The following is a 20,863-nucleotide window of genomic DNA, read 5'->3' as shown; positions in this document are numbered from 1 at the left end:
CCTCTATAATATTCGATATAAAGGCTGGTCTTCCCGCTTTTGAGTTTTTTCTTTCTTAGGTGTACTTTCATGATCCAACTGCTTTTATTCAAACTGAATGGAGCGTTCATCATTCCTTAAATAAATCATCTATATCTGAACGCTTAACCCTTGTTAACCTATGGCCCAAATTTACCGCTTTAATAGTTCCGTTATTAATATGCCGGTAAACGGATCTCGCTGAACAATTCAACAGGGTGGCCACCTCTTTCACTGTCAGGACTTCTTTTTCATTTAATACTTTTAAATCAACCTTGCTCATTGGTTAACAATTTATCAATGGTTGATCGCTTCACAATAAACTTTTTAATGTTCAAATCCACCGACTTTAATTTTCCCGAATTAATCATTTTGTAAACAGTCTGCCTGGAGCAATTCATCAGGATAGTTATATCCTTTACAGTTAAAAATTCTTTCGCTTTTATGAGCTCAATATCTTGCGTTTTTTCCTTGTATGCTTGGGTTTTTGCCCTGACCGTTTCGATATTGGACTTCTTAATCTTTTCGGACTTGATTTTAGCTTTATATGCTCTGCTATTGCACAAATGGGAACAATACCTGGTAACGGTTGTCCTGGCCAAAAATTCTTTTTGGCAAAATTCACAAACACGGGTTATTTCAATATTTGAACTCATTCAAATGACCAATATTAAGTGTATTATTAGATGATATTGGTTAATTAAGTGACATTAAGTGCCAAAATATCCAATCGAGGTGTAAATTTTTACACCTCGTTCGAAGTTAATAAAAAAAGGTGTAAATAGGGTGTAAAAAATTGGCAAAAAACATCCTTTTATAAGAAAATAATGAGAATTTGCTTATAGTTAATAATTTGGTTTACAGTTGTTTGATGTTAATTGATGTCGAATAAAAGTTCTGTCTATTTCCCGATACAAAAGTTGGCGAAAATATTACCAAGTAAATCATCTGAGGTAATCTGCCCAGTAATTTCGCCAAAATGATGAATTGCCTGTCTAATATCTATAGCCAAAAGATCACTAGGAATACCATGAGCCATACCATTTTTGACCTTGTCAATTTCTTCAAAAGCTTTAAGTAGCGAGTCGTAATGTCTAGAATTAGTAACAATAGTTTCATTGTTTCTTAAGGCTCCAGTATTAACAAAGTCGTAGAGGATATCCTTAAGTTCTTCCACTCCTGAATTTGTTTTTGCAGATAGTAATAAAGATTTTGTTTTATCTTTTTGAGAAATGATACCGTTTAACTCATTCAAGATAAAATCTTGCACTTCTTGATTTAATTGATCTTTTTTATTAGCAATAATTACCAGAGGTTTTTGAGGGAATTTATTTCTAAGTTTTCTAAGCTCCACAATAATGGCTTCTATGTTTGTTTTATCCTCTTTAACTCTAAGACTATCGATGATATAAACAATAACCTGGGCTTGTTCTATTTTTTCAAAAGTTTTTTTAATTCCAATGGTCTCTACCTCATCTTTTGTGTCTCTAATACCAGCCGTGTCTATAAATCTAAACCCGATTCCGCAGATGCTAATTTCGTCTTCAATGGTATCTCTAGTAGTTCCAGCAATAGAACTTACAATGGCACGCTCTTCGTTTAATAAGGCATTAAGCAAAGTGGACTTACCTACATTAGGTTCTCCAACAAGGGCTACTGGAATACCATTTTTAATAACATTACCTACTGCAAAGGAATCAATCAGCCTTTTCAATACCAGTTGGATTCTATCTAGTAGTTCATTGAACGCACCTCTATCCGCAAATTCAACGTCCTCTTCTGCAAAGTCTAGTTCTAGCTCAATTAAAGATGCAAAATTTAAAAGCTCTTCTCTTAATTTTTTGATCTCATTACTAAATCCGCCTCTCATTTGTTGCATGGCAATCTGATGACTCGCTTCATTTTCAGAAGCTATAAGATCGGCGACAGCTTCTGCCTGACTTAGGTCCAATTTTCCGTTTAGGAACGCTCTTAGGGTGAATTCTCCTGCATCTGCCATTCTACATCCATTTCTTAAAAATAGTTGTAAAAGCTCTTGTTGAATGTACGGAGATCCATGACACGATATCTCTACTACGTTCTCTCCAGTATAAGAGTTAGGCGCTTTGAACAAGGATACTAACGCTTCATCATATGTCTTATTATCATCAACGATATGGCCAAGGTGAATAGTGTGAGATTTCTGTTCACTCAACTTTTTATGGCGTACAGATCTAAAATGTCGATCTACTATAGCAATGGCATGTTGTCCAGAGAGTCTGATAACTGCAATGGCTCCAGATCCTGAAGGCGTGGCTAATGCTGCGATAGTATCTTGCGTATTCATTCTTTTAAAATTTGTACAAAAATACAAATATATATACATCAACTATCAGGTGTGATTTTTTAAATCTATATTAAACTTTATCAATTTTATGATAGTTAATTGTTGTTAAACTGTTGGTTATAACCGTTAGTTTGCGTATATTAAACATGTAATTTAAAAGGAGAAAGAATATGGATTATTTGAAATTGGACAAATCAAAAACTGAGAAGACAGTTTTTGAACTAAACGTTTTACTTGCTGATTATCACCTATATTATCAGAAGCTAAGGAATTTCCATTGGAATATTGTCGGTGAGAATTTCTTTGATCTTCATGATAAATTTGAAGAATTATACAACGATGCTAAGATTAAGATTGATGAAATAGCTGAACGTATATTGACCTTGAGAAGTCAGCCATTAAGTAACCTCTCTCAATACCTTGATATTTCAAATATCAAGGAGTCTGACTCTGACCTTAAAGACAGGCAAATGATTGATGCGCTTTTAAAAGATCATGCTCCACTACTAGAGCAAATGCGAAAAGTACTTGATATAGCAGAAGATGGAGGAGATGAAGGTACTGTTGATATGATAGGGGCGTATATTCGTGAATTGGAAAAGACATCTTGGATGCTCGATGCATGGCGAACCAAGACAGTTCAAACGGTAGCTAAGTCAACCTCATAAATTATTTAGCAACCTTTGGTCTTTTAAAGAGATTATGGAAACAGCTGGCTTTTGCCAGCTGTTTTTGATTTTTCTTCCAAGCAAATTGGTTATAAATAGGAGATTGATTTGTAACATTTTTAGTGTATTAGCGTCTTATGGATATACACCAATTGAAAAGTAAATCATGAAACGGACAGATAATCAGCTTTTAGCAGTTACCCACCTTAGTCAATTACTGTATTATTTTATAGGGATAGGTGGTTTTATTTTACCCCTTATTCTATGGTTAGTAAAAAAAGACAGCGTCATTAACATGGATAAGCACGGCAAGGCAATTTTGAATTTTCAAATTAGTATATTCCTTTACGCGCTAATCAGCGTTCCTTTGATTTTTCTTTTTGGGTTTGGGCTCATAGCCCTCTTTGCTATTGTAATTATGTCCTTGATTTTACCCATTGTAAACGCAGTTAATTCAAGTAATGGAAAAGCCCCTTATTATCCTTTTAGCTTGCACATAATAAATTAATAATTGTCCCCGATCATTTCATTAGAATTCGTTAATAGTCATTTCCATAATTAAAAAACCCCGCTCTAAATTAACACATAATTTAGACGGGGTTTATTACTTGGTATTTCGGTAGTCCCACCAAATGTGGGTAATAATATATAGTTTTAAATTTAATCGTTGATCATTACTGGCATAACTAACATGGTAATGTGTTCACCTTCATCCAATCCATCAATAGGAGAGAGGATACCAGCTCTGCTTGGCATACTCATCTCTAGGGTAACATTATCTGAATTCAAATTACTTAGCATTTCATTTAAGAATTTTGAATTGAATCCAATAGCCATATCGTCACCTTGGTAGTCACAAGTCAATCGTTCTTCTGCTTTGTTACTGTAATCGATATCTTCGGCAGAAATATTCAACTCTGCACCTGCGATTTTTAATCGGATCTGATGGGTAGTTTTATTTGAGAATATGGAAACCCTACGTACGGTACTGTAGAATTGAGACCTACTGATCGTTAGTTTATTTGGGTTTTCTTTAGGAATTACAGCCTCGTAATTAGGGTATTTCCCGTCGATGAGTCTACAGATGAGTTCCATATTATCAAAGGTGAACTTTGCGTTACTCACATTATATTCAATTTTCACTTCACTTTCGCTGCCCTCTAAGATACCTTTTAGAATATTCAATGGTTTTTTAGGCATGATAAATTCAGCAACCTGATCAGCAGTTACATCTGTTCTTTGATATTTAACCAGCTTATGTGCATCGGTGGCAACAAATGTTAAATTCTCAGTGGAGAATTGAAAAAAGACTCCGTTCATCACCGGTCTAAGTTCATCATTCCCAGAGGCAAATATTGTTTTGTTGATTGCTGTTGCAAGTATATCACCTAAGATGACTGTGGTACTGGCTTCTTCTAACTCGATAGAATTAGGGAATTCAGCACCATCTGCATAAGCTAACGCATATTTACCATGATTCGAGTTAATCTCGATGGTGTTGTTGTTTTCAACGATAAAAGTCAATGGTTGCTCTGGAAAGGTTTTCAAAATATCCAAGAGAAGCCGGGCGGGTACCGCGATATTTCCCTGCGAATCTGATTCAACCTCTAGCACAGCACTCATTGTAGTTTCTAAATCGGATGCTGAAACCGTTAATTTATCTTTATCTAACTCAAACAAAAAATTATCTAGGATTGGGAGGGTGTTTTTACTATTGATTACACCTCCTAAAACCTGAAGTTGTTTTAATAAATACGTACTTGATATAATAAATTTCATCGAATGCTTAATTTTCTATCACTTACAAAGATATCTGAATTGATTTTTTTTTGGAAAATAACTTATTAACATTTAATGTCCATATTTTTTCCGTCTTACATAATAAAAAATTGACCCAAAAAGGAGCAATGTAACTATGGGAACTCCTATGTTTACTAGTTGCCACCATGTTTTTTGTTCATAAGATTTTTGCTTGTCAAGGAGGGAAATATATATTTCCTTTGAACGAATGTTTATAAGTCCATTATCTTGAACAAGGTAATTAACGCAATTAAGTAAAAAATTTCTATTGCTATAGAGTTGTTTGGTCCAAGGATCAATTCCCCCGACGAGTGGTTTCTTATTAGCATATGTATAATTGATAATATCCCCATCACTTATTATAATCATCTTGTTAGGGTACTGGTTTTTCTCGACCATAGCATCTGGAATAAATGGTTTTACACGGTTGCTATAAGCAGAATTAAATTGACCCTCTAAAAGTACTCCTAACATTTTAGGTTCCCCACTAAATTCTGATAGGTTTGGTGGGTTATCGAATTCATCTAAACTATAATTTCTTGGCACTCCAACTGCCCTTGATTGGTTAGAACTCTGGAGTAAAATCGTTTTGTCAATGCCATTGGAAAGGGTGTCTATACTGTTGGCAAACTCTAGTTTTACGACATTGAGACTGTTGTTTATCGGATGATTGTTTAAAGATGCGACCATTGGACTGTAGAACCAATTTAAAGGGATCTCGCCATTGGCATCGGTAACAGTCACGGGTGTTGATATGAGATCTTGGACAAGGTCCTTATTGATGCGTACCCCATACTTAAATAACATGTCATCTAGATTTAAATCCATCGGGAATGCAAGGGATCTAAAATTGTCATTCTGCAAACTGTCTAAATCAGCCGCAACCTGATCCAATAACCACAGTGTTTTCCCACCACTTATTATATATTGATCTAGGATCATTTTTTCATTTTCTGAAAACCCTTGGGTGGGCTTTGCGATGATGGCTGCTTGGAACCGCTTAAGGTTTTCTAAAGTTGCCTGAGGCTGTTGATGTAGTGAATCCATGTTGAATTCAGCTAGATGGTAATATCCCTGTAGGTTACGTAAAAAGTCTGCCATGTACTTATCATCCATCTCACCCTGACCTTTAATCACCGCTATGGACTTTTTATCGGTGATGGTAACTTGGTAAATAGCATCGGCCAAGGTGTGTTCGAGTTGCTGTACTGAATTGTTTATACGAGCTTCTGAATTGGCTCCTAGACTGTTATTTAGAAGCGATGCTTTGACTGTTTTACTGCCAGAGTTTACCATGGCCCAAGGGAAGATCATTTCTCTAGAGACGCTATTACCTTCCTCTATTGTTACACTAGCTGGAGTGAGACCCAATTCCATAAGTGATTGCGCGATTTGCTCTTTGGTTCCTCCGCTTTCCAAGGGATCCACAATATTGAAAATAATGTAATCATTTACGTTGCTAAATTCTTCGAGTAGTTGTTTTGTCTCTGTTTGAAGACGCTTGAATTCAGCGGGTGGATTTCCTCCTAATAGAACATCAATAAAAATAGGTCTATCAACCTTCTTAAGAAGCTCTTTTGTTGGTTTAGATAGGGTATAGCGTTGATCCTTGGTTAGGTCCACGCGTACTACAAAAAATGAGGAAATATAATTGACTGCAAACAGCAATACAATTGGGAGCAGTATTTTCTTTGCTATGTTTTTAATTCTACTCACTGTTTATGGCTCAATTTTAGGGTGGTCAAAAATAAAAAGAAGCAGATAATGCTACTGAAATAAATAAGATCTCTTAGATCCAATACCCCACGACTAATACTTTCATAGTGGTATTTTAAGCTCCAAGATTCCAAAAAATTTAGTCCGTTTAAAGCTGAAAATTCGGCTAACCCATAATAACATACAAAACAAATAAGCATAGCCGAGATGAAAGCGGTAATTTGATTCTCTGTACAGGAGGAGGTGAAGATGCCAATAGCCGTATAGCTTCCTATTAAAAAACATAATCCAAAATAAGATCCACTAATACTACCGAGATCAATAGCACCTTGCGGGCTTGCCAAAGTCCAAATAGCATAGACGTACAGTAGCGTTGGGATTAAAGCTAAGATAATTAGAATAAAACTTCCGAAAAATTTCCCAAGTATCAAATGCTTCTTTGTAATAGGGTGGGAAAGCAAGAGCTCTAGAGTACCTGATTTTTTTTCCTGAGCTATAGTGCTCATAGTCACAGCGGGAATAAGTAGCAATAAAACCCAAGGAGCTAATTGAAAAAAAGGGTAAAGGTCAGCAAAACCACTTTCAAGAATATTAAAATTACCCTTAAATAACCACAGGAATAAACCATTTAAACACAAAAATAAACCGATAACTAGGTACCCGATAGGGGAGCAGAAGAAACTGCTAATTTCTCTATTTATGATTGCTCTCATGGGCGAATGTTAGGGTTTAAAGATAAGTTGATCATTTTGAGTTAAAGATTTAGGTTTAAGTAGTTGAATTTAAGTAAACTTTAAAGTGACCACATCTCTATAGTTGAGTCCTAGTAAGCTAGAAGCACCCCCTACGGTGTCCAAGTTACTTTTGTATATAGCGATTTCAATTAAATTTGCGGAGTTAAATATAGCCAATTTCTCTCCATCCTTATTAATCTGTATATCAGAGTCAAAATTTATAATATCGCTATACTTCGAATGAATCTTGGTAAATTTATGATTCCGTGCCCACAACACAAAATTTCTTCCCCTGCGATGTTTCTCAAATAACTTTCTTGGAATGTTAGTCACCACATTCCCATAATTGTCTATGTAAATCACATTTCCAGTAATTTGATCCTCTTGGTGGTTTATGGTGGGTTCTAGGTCCTTTAATGTTTTAAGCTGAGCTAAAGGTTTTCCTATGACATCTAAAGTACCACCTCTTGTAATATGTGCGGCAACATTTATAAACACATCTAAAACTGGAAAAACACTTGAAATTCGATCGTGGATATTGATCTCTACTAACTTCTCTGGTTTGATTTCCGCCGTTAAGAAGGACAGAATACCATTGTCTGCGCCTATGAAATAATGATCGTCGATAAGAGCCGCGACATGTTTGTTAACTAGGGTGAGTTCTGAATCAACTCCAATGATGTGTATGGTTCCTTTGGGAAATGTTTTATAGGCGTTTTTTAAAATATAAGAAGCCTCTAAAATATTGAATGGGCTAACATTGTGCGAGATATCCACAATGTTGGCATGCTCTATTTCGCTGAGGATATACCCCTTGATGGCACCTACAAAGTGGTCTCTGATCCCAAAATCTGTAGTTAATGTTAATATAGCCATTTGCGAATTGTTGTTGTTTTTTTAATTTAAGAGCGAATTTTTTACTTAAGTTTGTTATATGCCAATCTGGTTTTTGGAGATTGAGGTAAAACCAAACACAAACCTACTAAAAAGTAACAGAATTATCCATTTAAAAACATACTTTTTGTGTTAAGATCCGTTAAAGAAATATTCACATAAATTAAAGCTTTTGAACGAACTCATTATTGAACTAACAGAGATTAACCCTAAAGAATTCTTTGGGGCAGGGAATGCTAATATTGATTTGTTAAAGAAATATTTTCCAAAATTAAAAATAGTTGCTAGAGGGAATAAAATAAAGGTCTATGGTGATCAAGATCATTTGGAGGAATTTGACAAGCGTTTAGACATGCTTGTGACCCACTTTGGCAAGTACAATAAACTGGATGAAAACATCATCGAGCGTATTTTGATGAGTGATAATGGACAGGAGTATATTGAAGTTGCCACAAATGGGGAGGTGTTGGTTCATGGCGTTAATGGTCGTTTAATTAAGGCTCAGACCGTCAATCAGCAAAAGTTAGTCGACCTGATGAAAAAGAACGATATGGTTTTTGCTATTGGGCCTGCAGGTACAGGAAAAACCTATACTGGGGTTGCTCTAGCGGTAAAGGCGCTAAAAGAAAAACAAGTACGACGTATCATACTTACCAGACCAGCTGTTGAAGCTGGAGAGAATTTAGGCTTTTTGCCAGGTGATTTAAAAGAAAAACTCGATCCGTATATGCAGCCATTATATGATGCACTAAGGGATATGATTTCTCCTGAAAAACTTCAAAATTACATTGAAACTGGAATTATTCAAATCGCCCCAATGGCCTTCATGAGAGGGCGTACCCTTGATAATGCTTTTGTAATCTTGGATGAGGCTCAAAACACCTCACATGCCCAGATGAAAATGTTCTTAACTAGAATGGGTAAAAATGCGAAATTCATGATCACTGGAGACCCAGGCCAAATTGATCTACCTCGTCGAATTACCTCTGGATTAAAGGAAGCTATATTGATTTTAAAGGATGTTAAAGGTATTGGAATACTTTATCTTGATGACAAGGATGTCATTCGCCATCGTTTGGTCAAAGAAATCATATCATCTTATAAAAAGATAGAACACAGTAATGCCTAACTAGGCTTACTTATCATAAGGAAATTTACGGGTTGATTTTCGCATCATAGCCTCTATGATGTCATAGGTGTTTTTACCCGATTTTCGATTGATTACTTTTTCGTATTTCCATAACAGTTTACCCGTTTCCCCGTCACTTAATTTAATGGCGATTCGGCCATAGTCCGAAGTTCCAGATAGGAATGATATCAAATCGAAATCTGTGGATACTCCTTTTGAAATAAGTGCTTTAAGGGTTAGATCACCTGATATTACCGCATCGACATCTAGAATTTTACAAAGTTGCTGTGAGGTGTAGATGTCAATATTCTTTTCCGAAATATCATTTTTGGCCAAAATAGCATTGGTGTTTTTAATATCTTGGAACGAAACGCGGTAATCTTTACGTTTATGGAGTTTTAAAAAATAAGATTCGAGCGCATTTTGAACCTCATATCCTTCTTTTTCCTGAAGTGATTCTAATTGTTCGCTTGTTAAATTTTGATTCTCTAGCTCTAAGCGTGCCTTAAAGGGCAGGATGGCAACGGTTTTATGGTCTTTACTTAGCTCCTCAAATTGTTCGCTTTGATAAATTAATTTTTGTCCGAATCCGCTTGCAATTACTAGAAGTGTGGCAAGGGAGAATAGTAATTTCTTCATATTATTAGCGCCTTATTCTTGCTTTGTATTTTTTAAATTAGAACTATGTTTAATGTGGCGTGGTCACTTAAAACGGGGTGTGTCGAAATAATCGATTACTTCGTTATAGGTTGTGTTTATCTGAGCGAGGTCAAAAGTATTGAAATTCTACAATTTGGCCATTGTTTTCTCGATGATAATTCTAGTTTTTTGAGGTTTTAACGTTTCCTTTAGAATGATCTAGGAGGAGTTATTTTCGGTATTACTTCTGATGAAATACCGCCTTATAAGTCGTGCTATTACCAACATTGTCAGTTACGACAACTTCTAATCGGTGCATGGTATCTTTGAAGTCGATATCACTCAGATCATAGGTTAGCGTGTTTTCCTTATAATCGTATTCCATTAGAACCCATTGGTTGTTGATGGTAGCTTTATAAGTATTAATACCACTTAAATCATCCGTAATAATGAGTTTTAAGGTTTTAAAATTTGAGAGCCATTGACCATCCTGAAAGTTTGAAGGACGAATTGTAGGAGCGATGGTATCTTTTGATACTATGAAATCTCCAAGAGTACGAGTGCGGGTGCTTAGTATATTGGATTTGCGATACGTGTTTTGATAGGAAAGGTGGCCATTATCACTGATACTGGCAATAAAATACTTATCGATATCCGCTTTGATAGAATCTAATTCTAGGCTCAGGGTGTAATTCTTTCGCATAGGTACATCGTGATTGTGAATTTTAATGGTATCCCCTTTTTGTTGTAGATCTAGGAAGAGGTCGTGATAAAATGAGTTTTTTGGAAAATAGATGGTGGCCTTTCCAGCTCTATAAATGTTATCACGTTCACAAATAAGGTAGTTCTCTGATTCGAAATCCTCCCTGGCATTCAGTAAGTCTTGCTTTCTTCCCTCTATTGGTATTTCAACAACACTGACATTGCCAGCCAAATCTGAAACCTCTAGGTGAATAGTGTAGTTTTTTCCTTGTTCTACAGTAATCAGGCCATTGTTATCCTTTTTGTTGTAAATACTCAGTCTGTTATAGGGTTCAATGTAGCACTTCTGTATTCGTTTTCGTTTATTGACATAGGTAGGATAATCAATCAAGGTGTTGATATACCTGCTTTCCGAAAATGAAAAGCTTGTAAAATTATATTCAAAGTTGGTGACCCCGTCAATCTTGGTACATATCTTATAAGCCCCATTTTTATTATAAGCCATATCGAACTGATCGTAGGTCTCAACACCTAGTCCGATGGTTCCTTGGGCATAGATCTTATCAGCAAGGTAGGTGTTTTCGTCCTTTTTGGTCAGACGAAGTTCTATGCGATTGTTGGTATTATTAATTACGGATCCACTCTTAAGGGCATAGCCGTAAACGCCAAGAATTCTCGGAGCTTTGGTATCTTTTACTTGGTATCCAAAAAGCAACGGGTTTATTGGCTCGGAGTTCGCATTTCGAATCTCATAATGCAAATGTGGTCCTCCGCTTCCTCCTGTGTTTCCACTGTAGGCGATCAGTTCACCTTTTGCTACAGAAAGCTCCCCTGGCTCGGGGAAGAGTTCAATTTCATAGGACTGCTTTTGGTACTGTTTTTCTTTGACGTATGCTTGAAGTTTTGGACTAAAACTTTGCAAATGCGCATATACGGTTGTATAGCCATTGGGGTGTGACAGATAGATGGCTTTACCATAACCGTAATGTTGTATTTTTATTCTAGAAACATACCCTTGGGCTGCCGCAAATACATCCAGACCTTCTCTTTGCTGGGTTTTTATATCCAAACCTGAATGGAAATGATTGGATCGTAATTCCCCAAAACTCCCGGATAAAACAATGGGGATTCCTAGTGGAGACTGAAAATAATCCTGTGGAAAAGTTTGTTGGGAGAATAGAAATTGGGTAAAAAATAAACTACAAAAAATCAGGGTTCGCATGAATCAAATATTATATGGCAAATCTAATGAATTGAACACAAATCCTAAAAATTCTCTTCTAATCAACGCGATTTTCACTATATTAGTCTAACGAAAGAAATTTTTATAAACTATTGTGAGGTATATAAAGGAGTCTTAACTTTGTAAAGATATATATTGAACAATGCCTGTATGAGCGACATGATTGAAATTGTTGATTCACTGGAAGATAAGATTAATAAGCTGCTTGAAAACTTAAAGCTTCAGCAAGATATTAATCAACAGTTGAAACAGGAATTGGCAAAATCGAAGCTTAACAATAAGAATTTGGAACTATCCTTAGAACAATGGAAAGACAAATACGAATCGCTCAAACTGGCTAATTCAATGATTGGCAGTAATAAAAATAAAACAGAAGCTAAGCTTAAAATAAATGCTTTAATTCGGGAATTGGACGAGTGTATTACTCAACTATCCGAATAATTGTTTACCAAAGGAGATGGCAAATACGCTAAAGATTAAAATATCTATTGCTGATAGGGTGTACCCATTGACCATAATGCCTGAACAAGAAGAGGGCTTAAGGAAAGCAGCTAAAACTATAGATCAATTGATCAAGCAGTTTGAGAAAAATTATGCGGTGCGAGATAAACAAGATGTTTTGGCTATGTGTGCGCTTCAGTTTGCATCTCAGGTAGAGCAAAAAAGTATTGATAAAGAAATAACAAATGAACAAACTAAAGAACGGTTAAGTAAGCTTAACGATCTGTTGTTGAATCATTTGTAAATAAAGTTAGTAAGTTCTTTTAAATAACATAATGTTACTGCCTACATTGGTTGCATTTTTTTGACAAACTCAACAAGTATCAATTCAAAAAGGTGAGTTCAAATTGTAAAAGCATGCCGCACCCTGATTCATTTCAGACTAAAGGAATAGCGGATCCTTGATCAGTTTGGTAGCCTTAAACCTGTTTAATGGAGTTTGTACAAAACTTTTATGCCGATGTAGGCTTTTTTTTTTAAATAAACGTAAAGATGGATGATATTACAATATCTATAGTTGTTGCATTATTAGGTGGTATAGCGGGCTTTGTTGTGGCAAAGATTCTAGAGAAAAAGAAAGCGAGCAAAGTGCTTTCAAGGGCGCATAAAGAGGCTCAGAAAATACTACGAGATGCCAAGAGTGAAGGAGAAAGTATTAAAAAAGACAAAATCCTTCAGGCAAAAGAAAAGTTCTTAGAATTAAAGGCCGAACACGAAAAAGTGATTGTCGCGAAGGATAAAAAGATGGCCGAGGCAGAGAAACGTACTAGAGATAAGGAATCTCAGGTATCAAATGAATTATCCAAGAACAAGAAATTGACCAGCGAACTAGAAGCAAAGAGTAAGGATTACGACTTTCGATTGGAGTTTTTAGAGAAAAGACAAAGTGAGGTGGATAGACTTCACAAAAGTAAAATAGAGCAGTTAGAGGTTATTTCAGGTCTTTCTGCTGAGGAGGCGAAGGCACAACTCGTGGAATCTCTTAAAGGGGAGGCTAAAAGTGATGCCATGACCTTTATCCAAAACACTATGGAGGAGGCTAAGCTTACTGCTCAACAAGAGGCTAAAAAAGTAATTGTAAATACCATTCAGCGCATTGGGACAGAAGAAGCTATCGATAACTGTGTATCTGTTTTTAATTTAGAGTCAGATGACGTGAAAGGGCGCATTATTGGAAGAGAGGGTAGGAATATCCGTGCACTTGAATCGGCAACCGGCGTTGAAATCATAGTAGACGATACTCCAGAGGCGATCATCCTTTCGTGCTTTGATTCGGTACGAAGAGAGGTTGCGCGGCTGTCTTTACATAGACTGGTTACCGATGGTCGTATACACCCAGCACGAATTGAAGAGGTGGTAAAGAAGACTAGAAAACAGATTGAAGAAGAAATCATTGAAGTTGGAAAACGTACGGTAATAGACTTAGGAATTCACGGATTGCATCCAGAGCTGATCAAGGCAGTGGGTAGAATGAAATACCGATCTTCATATGGTCAAAACCTGTTGCAACACTCCAGAGAGGTTGCCAAGCTATGTAGTGTGATGGCTGCTGAGTTAGGAGTGAATTCTAAATTGGCTAAAAGAGCTGGTCTTTTACACGATATAGGTAAAGTGCCAGAGACAGATATTGAAACTCCTCATGCTATTTTAGGGATGGAATGGGCAGAAAAATATGGCGAAAAACCAGAAGTTTGTAACGCTATTGGTGCTCACCACGATGAAATTGAAATGAAGAGTCTATTGGCTCCTATTGTACAGGTTTGTGATGCCATTAGCGGCGCAAGACCCGGTGCTAGACGTCAGGTGTTGGATTCTTATATCCAGCGTCTTAAAGACCTTGAGGAGATTGCCTTTGCATTTACCGGGGTTAAAAAAGCCTATGCCATCCAAGCTGGTAGAGAGCTAAGAGTTATTGTTGAGAGCGAAAAGGTGAGTGATGATAAGGCAGCTGAATTGTCGTTTGAAATTTCTCAAAAGATTCAAACGGATATGACCTACCCTGGTCAAGTTAAAATCACCGTTATCCGTGAAACTAGGGCTGTAAATATTGCGAAATAGCCTATTTCATCAAAAAATTAATCAAGGATAAAAGCACCTCCCTGTCTAGGGAAGCAAAATAAGGCCAATCAAGTATGATTGGTCTTTTGTTATGTATACTTGGCAATGACTAGATTATTAGTCGTTTTGAGTACATGTGACATGGAGGTTATAATTAGCTTATAAAGATGCCCATAACCGTACTTGATCAAAAACAACGTAAAAATTGTGGAAATCACTGGTTGTAAAGGGCCTTATGACCTGGAATGTCATTTTAAATTATATATAATTATTCCAGTTTTGTTCAACTAAAACTAAAAATCACCTGTTAATTTGCAATATTTTCAAACCTTGTAATGGCAAATACATCAGAAATTGTATCTTACTCACGCATTAACCATACAAATTAAAAAATGAAATATATAATGGCCATCCTTGTGGTAATTACCATGGGATCGTGTAAAGAAAAAAGCACAACAGCTGGGTCTGATAAATTGGATATGAAAGCGAATTCTGAAACATCATCTAAAGAGCTAACATCCTCGAAGAAGGCAAGCGCCCTTAATTTTTTTGTTGGCACATATACCGAGGGGAAAAGTAAAGGTATTTATACCTATTCTTTAAGCTCAGATGGTCAACTCAGAAAAGTAAAATTGGCGGCTGTATCTGATAACCCTTCTTTTTTAGCGTTTTCTAGAGACCGAAAGTTTTTATTAGCGGTAAATGAGATAAAAGATGACCATGGCGTAGGAACTGTGTCTTCCTATAGGGTTCAGGGTGATAGTCTTGTTTTTGTCAATAAACAATCCTCAGGAGGGGCACATCCTTGTTTTGTAGCCGTTAACGATAAAGGGTATGTGCTCACAGCAAATTATACTGGCGGAAATACGGGTCTTTTAAGATTAGATGACGAGGGATCCTTGTCCGAGTTATTAGACACCCACCAACACACCGCTCAACCAGTTAACGACCGTCAAGATGGACCCCATGCGCATTCGGTATGGTTCTATCCTACTCAAAATAACGTGATCTCCGTGGATCTTGGAAGCAATCAGTTGTGGTTTACTGCCATTGATTCCAATTCGAATACTTTAGAACCATTGGCGCCTAAAACGATGGACTTAAATCCTGGCGATGGTCCAAGACACTTAGCTTTTCACCCTAATGGAGATTGGATATATGTGTTAAACGAGCTGAGCAATACCGTTACCTTGGTGCGTTATGATAAGGATAATGGCTATAGTAAAGATGAAAGTGTTTCGATGTTGCCTGAGAATTTTAACCAAGAAAATACAGGAGCCGATATTCATATAAGTAAGGATGGTAGATTTCTGTATGCATCCAATAGAGGGCATAATTCCATAGTAATTTTCCGTGTAAAAGAAGACGGGACACTTCAAGTCCAAGGGCATGAATCTGTGAGAGGGGAAGGGCCTAGGAATTTTTCTTTAACACCTGATGGGAATTATATTTTAGTGGCAAATCAGTATACTAATTCTATTGTTTCATTTAAACGCAATGCGCAAAATGGATTATTGAGTTTTGTCGATCAAATTGATGCCCCAAGTCCTGTTTGCATCATCTTTTAGTGAAGGAGAATTTACTTTTACTCCAGTTACATTATTTTTAGAGATCATATAAAAGGGGCTTTTTACACAAAAGAATTTTTAACTTACTATATTGTTATATTTTTGAGAAGGAACTTAATACGCTAACTTATAATCCTAACGTATTTACTAATGAAGTCGTTGAAAATCTTTGTTTGGTTATTCTTTTTCTGGCAGCTGCCAGCGCAACATTCTGGCGATAAATTTCGATTTGTCAGTATAATGGAAGATTTGCCTAAGGTGGGGGTCTACTCTATTAACCAGGATGATTACGGGTTTGTATGGTTGGGAACCAACGGATCGGGTCTTTATCGCTATGATGGGTTAGAGTATAAATCATATCGTCACCGATTTAACGATTCTACTTCCTTGAGCAGCAGTATGGTTTTTACGACCTATCTCGATAGCAAGCATCGACTTTGGGTGGGAACAGAACAAGGACTTAATCTCTATGACCGAAATACGGATTTGTTTCAGAGAATTCCTAATAAGAACTTTGGTGATGGGTCAGCTATAAGTCTTTCTATTCGAAGCATTATTGATGATAACCGTGGAAATCTATTCATTGGAACCTTTGGAAGAGGACTCTTTAAAATGGATGTCCAAAGTCGTAAAGCAATTTCTATAAAGACACGTCATATTGATCTTTCGATACCATTATCGGTTCATGTACTTAAAATAGATAAAGATGGCGGTATGTATGCGGCTACTAATCACGGGATTCTTCTTTATAATGAAAAAGAAAATGTGTTAGAGCCTGCCGTTTTTGCAAACCATGAACAATTAAATTCAGGAACGCAAACCTTAGTGATTGATGCCAAGGATAATCTTTGGACTGGAACCTCTTCGGATGGTCTCTACAAGATTAGCCATATGGATCAGTCCGGAGTACGACATATACAGAAATTAGGAATTTCTTCCTATCCATTTTTTGCCTTGGAGTTCATAGAAGGTGGTGGGATACTGTGTGGTACGGAGAATGACGGTTTATATCAACTAAATGAACAAGGGGAACTGATCCATCATTATATATCTTCTAATAAAGATGAACAGAGCCTGCTTTCAAATTCGATATGGTCGCTATTCTTGGATCGTGATAAGAGAATATGGTTGGGTTATTATAATAAAGGGGTGGCTATTTATGATGAGTTTTACGATAAGTTTAAAGGGTATGAAAGCCTTTACAATAATATTAATTCACTGCATGCGGCATCAGTCGCCTCAATTGATCAGGATGACAGTGGAAACCTCTGGGTAGGAATGGACGGTGGTGGTATCGATATTATCAATAAAAAAACAGGTGTTTATACTCATATCAACAAAAAAGATCAAGGAGTCTATAGCGGTTTAGATGGGGATTATATTTTGTCGGTTTTCATAGATAGTCAAGGGAATGTATGGGCTGGAAGTTGGGACAATGGTATATATTTTTTAAAAAAAGGCACACACCATTTTGTAAATTATACGGTCGAGAATACTGCAGGAGGATTACAATCCAATACAGTGGTAAGTATAGCTGAAGACTCCAAAGGCACCATGTGGTTTGCTAGTTTTCGTAATGGATTACATTCCTATAATCCTAAATCAAGGTCATTTACAAATCATAATACGGGAGATTTTTTCGAACAAGGCATCCATACTTTAGATATATGGAAGGTATTAGTTGACAGCAAGGATCAGATTTGGCTAGGAACAACTTATGGTTTGTACAAAGTCCAAAAGCTGACAAATGGAGAATTTAAGGTGAGCTCGTTGTTTAATCGCTTAGCTGAGCAGTATAATAATGTAACCACTGCAAATCATATTCTTTCCTTAATGGAAAGTAGCGATGGAACCATTTGGCTTGGAACCAAAGGTGCAGGGATGGCAGCATATCGCCCTGATACGGATTCCTTACAATGGTATAATCAACTTGGAGGTTTCCATTTAGAGAATGTCTGTAGCATTATTGAGAGTGATCAGAATGAGATATGGGCAGCTGGAAATTCTGGAATTGTAAGACTCGATCCTAAGACGGGAGAGACTTCTAATTTTGATCAAAGTGACGGTTTGCTCTCCAATGATTACAATATGAATGCGGTATTTAATGACGGAGAAGGGAATCTCTATTTTGGTGGTTACGAGGGGATGGATTTTTTTAATCCTAAGACCATAAAATACAATCAGCAAGAGACCTTACTTTATCTTTCAGATTTAAAAATATTTAATAACAAGGTACTTCCCTCACAACCGAATTCACCACTCACTAAAGTAATCGCTCAAACGGATAGTATTACTTTTACAAGTAAGCAGTCGGTGTTTACTATTGAATATTCTGGAATAAACTACACTAGACCAGAAAAAAATGAGTATGCTTATTATTTGGCTGGATACGAAGATAATTGGAATTACGTAGGAAACGTCAGGAGTGCTACCTATACAAATCTAGACCCTGGTAATTATATCTTTAGACTAAAGTCATCCAATAACGATGGTACATGGAATAAGGAGCCACTTGAGCTCTATATAGAAGTATTGCCACCATGGTGGAAGTCGAATTGGGCGTTGGCTTGCTATTTGTTGCTATTTTTTAGTGCTATCTTGATACTTAATAAGATGACACAAAATAGAATACGAAATAAACAGCGGGAGAAATATGAGGAAGAAAAACGTATCCAACAGGAGCAGCTCAATGAGAAGAAATTTCAGTTTTTCACCAATATTTCACATGAATTCAGAACCCCACTTACTCTTATTATGAATCCTATTCAGGATATTTTGCAAAATGACGATTTAAATCTTCCTCCAAGACTACGTGAAAAGCATGCCATAATCCACAAAAATACCCAGCGTTTACACCGATTGGTCAATGAATTGCTCGATTTTAGAAAACTCGAACTCAACAAAGTCCACTTAAAGGTAACAGAATTTGATATAGCTCAACTTGTTTTGCAAATTGTTGGACATTACAAGGAAGAGGCGCTAAATAGAAATATCGATCTATCCTTTGATAAAGATGATGAACAATTAATGATCTGGGGAGATGAAAACCTACTAGAAAAGGTAATTTTTAATGTGATTTCAAATGCTTTTAAAGCTTCCTTTGAAGGAGGAGCTATAAATGTGGCAGTGTATGCCAAAGATCAGATGGTGGCATTTCCCTTAGTTGATGAAAACTTTAAAGCTCCCGCAATCGAAGTGGTGGTTACCGATACTGGAATCGGACTTGAAAAAGAACAGATGACACATATGTTTGATCGCTTTTACCAAGTGGAGAACCAAAATCACAGTTATTATGGTGGTACTGGGATAGGACTTGAAGTCGTTCAAAGTTTTGTTCAGTTACATAAGGGGAAAATTGAAGTAGAAAGCGAGCCTGGAAAAGGTACTTCTTTTAAAATTATATTACCAGATGGTAAGGATCATTTCTTAGAAGAGGAGTTTGCTGTGGATACTTCAAAGAAATTAGAAGTCCTGCAGAGTGATACTTTGGAAGATCCTATGGCGGAGTACCAGGAGGTAGAAGAGCGGCAAGAAAATGAACAGATATCACCTCATACGTTACTACTTGTAGAGGATAATATAGAACTGAGGTCATACTTACAACAAGCCTTTAAAAACCAATACAAAGTATTGGTAGCTAGTAACGGAGAGCAAGGACTTAAAATTACAAAAGATATTTTACCTGATGTGATAATCACTGATGTCATTATGCCAAAAATGAATGGTTTTGAATTCTGTAGAGAGATTAAGACGGACATGAGAACAAGTCATATCCCCGTTTTAATGTTAACGGCGAAAGCTAAAATTGAGGATCGTATTGAAGGAATTGAGATTGGAGCAGATGCTTATATGGTAAAACCTTTTGATATTCGATTAATTAAACTAAGGTTATCTCAACTCATTAGCAGTAGGCAGCTTATTTTTAATAAGTATTTTAGTGCTATTAGTGAGGTTGATGAAAATTCAAATACCACTTCCTTAGATAAAGAGTTTATCCAAAAGGCATTAGATTACATCTCTAAAAATATGGACGATCCCAATATTGGTGTTGAATCCCTAGCCTCACATCTGAATTTAAGCCGTAGTCAAGTCTATCGAAAAATAAAGGCCCTTACCAATCAAACGGCCAATGAATTTATTAGAAACATTCGACTCCATAAAGCAAAAGCGCTATTGTCCGCTGGTAACACCACTATTAGCGAAGTGTCCTATGCGGTAGGATTTTCCTCTTCTTCCTATTTCACCAAGTGTTTTAAAGCGCAGTTCGGCATTGTTCCGACACAGCTCCTAGAAGAAACAGTAGAAGACGAGGGTGCCTCTGATTCTAATTGTTCACCATAGGGCAGTAATAGATCCTAATTTCATTGTGCCAATTTAAATAGCTTTACCCCAATTATGATTAAATCACCCTATACAATGGATTTATATTGCTAGTTTCTTCCTAAGGCCAGTGTACCGCACAGCTACTTTATAGTCATTACCATTATACTCAAACTTTGAAGCCATCTTTATGAATTAAACCTGATAGATTTCTTCCTACAATTATTTCTACAAACCAAAGGGAAGCGCTAGGTAAATTCTCAGCATTTTGATTTGTACTATTTTTAAGACTTTTACTTTAAATCAATGTTAAAAATTTTGGCAACTTCCTTTTTCGTGACAATCACTTAACAAAGCATAGCTATAATAAATGTTGTAAATGGTATAACAAATGTTGCAATTACAATGGTAGTGCGTTTAATGCTTCAAAAATAACAGAGAATGCAGAATAAATAGTGCGTATGCTTTTAGTGTTTTTTTAACATTTACGTAATGAAAAATAGTTTTTCAAAATTGAATTGGAGAACCTTAGTGGAGGTATTGTTGA

At 36.4% G+C, this 20,863-nt stretch carries 17 protein-coding genes and 1 other RNA gene; 9 read left to right on the top strand and 9 right to left on the bottom strand.

Going from position 1 to position 20,863, the window contains the following annotated elements:
• Positions 1-109 precede the first annotated feature (109 nt).
• From VKY50_RS02035 to mnmE, 3 genes are all read right to left on the bottom strand, one after another.
• On the bottom strand, positions 110-301 hold the full coding sequence (locus tag VKY50_RS02035) for a helix-turn-helix transcriptional regulator (protein WP_324298334.1): 192 nt from the start codon (positions 299-301) through the stop codon (positions 110-112).
• Complete coding sequence (locus VKY50_RS02030; protein WP_324298332.1) at positions 288-674, bottom strand: helix-turn-helix transcriptional regulator; 387 nt, start codon at positions 672-674, stop codon at positions 288-290. Before VKY50_RS02030 ends, VKY50_RS02035 begins: the two co-directional genes overlap by 14 nt.
• A 245-nt stretch (positions 675-919) precedes the next feature.
• Complete coding sequence (mnmE, locus tag VKY50_RS02025) at positions 920-2,344, bottom strand: tRNA uridine-5-carboxymethylaminomethyl(34) synthesis GTPase MnmE (protein WP_324298331.1); 1,425 nt, start codon at positions 2,342-2,344, stop codon at positions 920-922.
• 170 nt (positions 2,345-2,514) lie between these two features.
• Between mnmE and VKY50_RS02020 the strand changes: the two genes are divergently transcribed.
• Together VKY50_RS02020 and VKY50_RS02015 are read left to right on the top strand one after the other, a co-directional pair.
• Positions 2,515-3,012, top strand: a complete 498-nt coding sequence (locus VKY50_RS02020; protein WP_324298329.1) for a Dps family protein — start codon at positions 2,515-2,517, stop codon at positions 3,010-3,012.
• A 166-nt stretch (positions 3,013-3,178) separates the two neighbouring features.
• Complete coding sequence (locus VKY50_RS02015) at positions 3,179-3,520, top strand: DUF4870 domain-containing protein (RefSeq protein WP_324298327.1); 342 nt, start codon at positions 3,179-3,181, stop codon at positions 3,518-3,520.
• A gap of 152 nt (positions 3,521-3,672) precedes the next feature.
• Here the strand turns inward: VKY50_RS02015 and dnaN are convergent, their stop codons facing one another.
• The 4 genes from dnaN to VKY50_RS01995 form a co-directional block, all read right to left on the bottom strand.
• On the bottom strand, positions 3,673-4,791 hold the full coding sequence (gene dnaN / locus VKY50_RS02010) for a DNA polymerase III subunit beta (protein WP_324298324.1): 1,119 nt from the start codon (positions 4,789-4,791) through the stop codon (positions 3,673-3,675).
• A 72-nt stretch (positions 4,792-4,863) separates the two neighbouring features.
• Entirely contained in the window at positions 4,864-6,528 is a 1,665-nt protein-coding gene (gldG, locus tag VKY50_RS02005) for a gliding motility-associated ABC transporter substrate-binding protein GldG (RefSeq protein ID WP_324298322.1), read from the bottom strand.
• Entirely contained in the window at positions 6,525-7,241 is a 717-nt protein-coding gene (gldF, locus tag VKY50_RS02000) for a gliding motility-associated ABC transporter permease subunit GldF (protein WP_324298320.1), read from the bottom strand. Before gldF ends, gldG begins: the two co-directional genes overlap by 4 nt.
• 69 nt (positions 7,242-7,310) lie before the next feature.
• Positions 7,311-8,138 (bottom strand): SAM hydrolase/SAM-dependent halogenase family protein, encoded by an 828-nt coding sequence (locus tag VKY50_RS01995; protein WP_324298318.1) that lies wholly within the window; start codon positions 8,136-8,138, stop codon positions 7,311-7,313.
• Positions 8,139-8,328: 190 nt separating this feature from the next.
• On the opposite strand from VKY50_RS01995, the gene VKY50_RS01990 reads away from it, so the two are divergent.
• Positions 8,329-9,285, top strand: a complete 957-nt coding sequence (locus tag VKY50_RS01990; protein ID WP_324298316.1) for a PhoH family protein — start codon at positions 8,329-8,331, stop codon at positions 9,283-9,285.
• Between the two features lie 6 nt (positions 9,286-9,291).
• Here VKY50_RS01990 and VKY50_RS01985 read toward each other — a convergent pair whose 3' ends face one another.
• Positions 9,292-9,924 carry a hypothetical protein gene (locus tag VKY50_RS01985; protein WP_324298314.1) on the bottom strand — a complete coding sequence of 211 codons (633 nt, stop codon included), beginning with the start codon at positions 9,922-9,924 and terminating at the stop codon, positions 9,292-9,294.
• A 241-nt stretch (positions 9,925-10,165) separates the two neighbouring features.
• Complete coding sequence (locus VKY50_RS01980) at positions 10,166-11,848, bottom strand: M23 family metallopeptidase (RefSeq protein WP_324298312.1); 1,683 nt, start codon at positions 11,846-11,848, stop codon at positions 10,166-10,168.
• A gap of 171 nt (positions 11,849-12,019) precedes the next feature.
• Here VKY50_RS01980 and VKY50_RS01975 point away from each other — a divergent pair, with 171 nt between their 5' ends.
• The 6 genes from VKY50_RS01975 to VKY50_RS01950 all read left to right on the top strand — a co-directional run bounded on the left by VKY50_RS01975 (position 12,020) and on the right by VKY50_RS01950 (position 20,337).
• Entirely contained in the window at positions 12,020-12,310 is a 291-nt protein-coding gene (locus VKY50_RS01975) for a hypothetical protein (RefSeq protein WP_324298310.1), read from the top strand.
• 16 nt (positions 12,311-12,326) lie between these two features.
• The gene (locus tag VKY50_RS01970; protein ID WP_324298308.1) at positions 12,327-12,614 is read left to right on the top strand and encodes a cell division protein ZapA; all 288 of its coding nucleotides are present in this window, start codon (positions 12,327-12,329) and stop codon (positions 12,612-12,614) included.
• A gap of 67 nt (positions 12,615-12,681) precedes the next feature.
• Positions 12,682-12,811: non-coding RNA, 6S RNA (gene ssrS, locus VKY50_RS01965), on the top strand.
• Positions 12,812-12,862: 51 nt separating this feature from the next.
• A complete protein-coding gene (rny, locus tag VKY50_RS01960; protein ID WP_324298306.1) occupies positions 12,863-14,428 on the top strand; it encodes a ribonuclease Y in 1,566 nt (521 codons plus the stop codon).
• Positions 14,429-14,820: 392 nt separating this feature from the next.
• Entirely contained in the window at positions 14,821-15,996 is a 1,176-nt protein-coding gene (locus tag VKY50_RS01955) for a lactonase family protein (protein WP_324298304.1), read from the top strand.
• Between the two features lie 150 nt (positions 15,997-16,146).
• Positions 16,147-20,337 (top strand): hybrid sensor histidine kinase/response regulator transcription factor, encoded by a 4,191-nt coding sequence (locus VKY50_RS01950; protein ID WP_324298302.1) that lies wholly within the window; start codon positions 16,147-16,149, stop codon positions 20,335-20,337.
• Positions 20,338-20,863: the final 526 nt, after the last annotated feature.

Origin of the sequence: Galbibacter sp. (assembly GCF_035306585.1) — a bacterium.
In the GTDB taxonomy this organism is placed as follows: domain Bacteria; phylum Bacteroidota; class Bacteroidia; order Flavobacteriales; family Flavobacteriaceae; genus Galbibacter.
The sequence above is the reverse complement of the archived record's forward strand: the minus strand, read 5'-3'. Positions and strand labels throughout refer to the sequence as shown.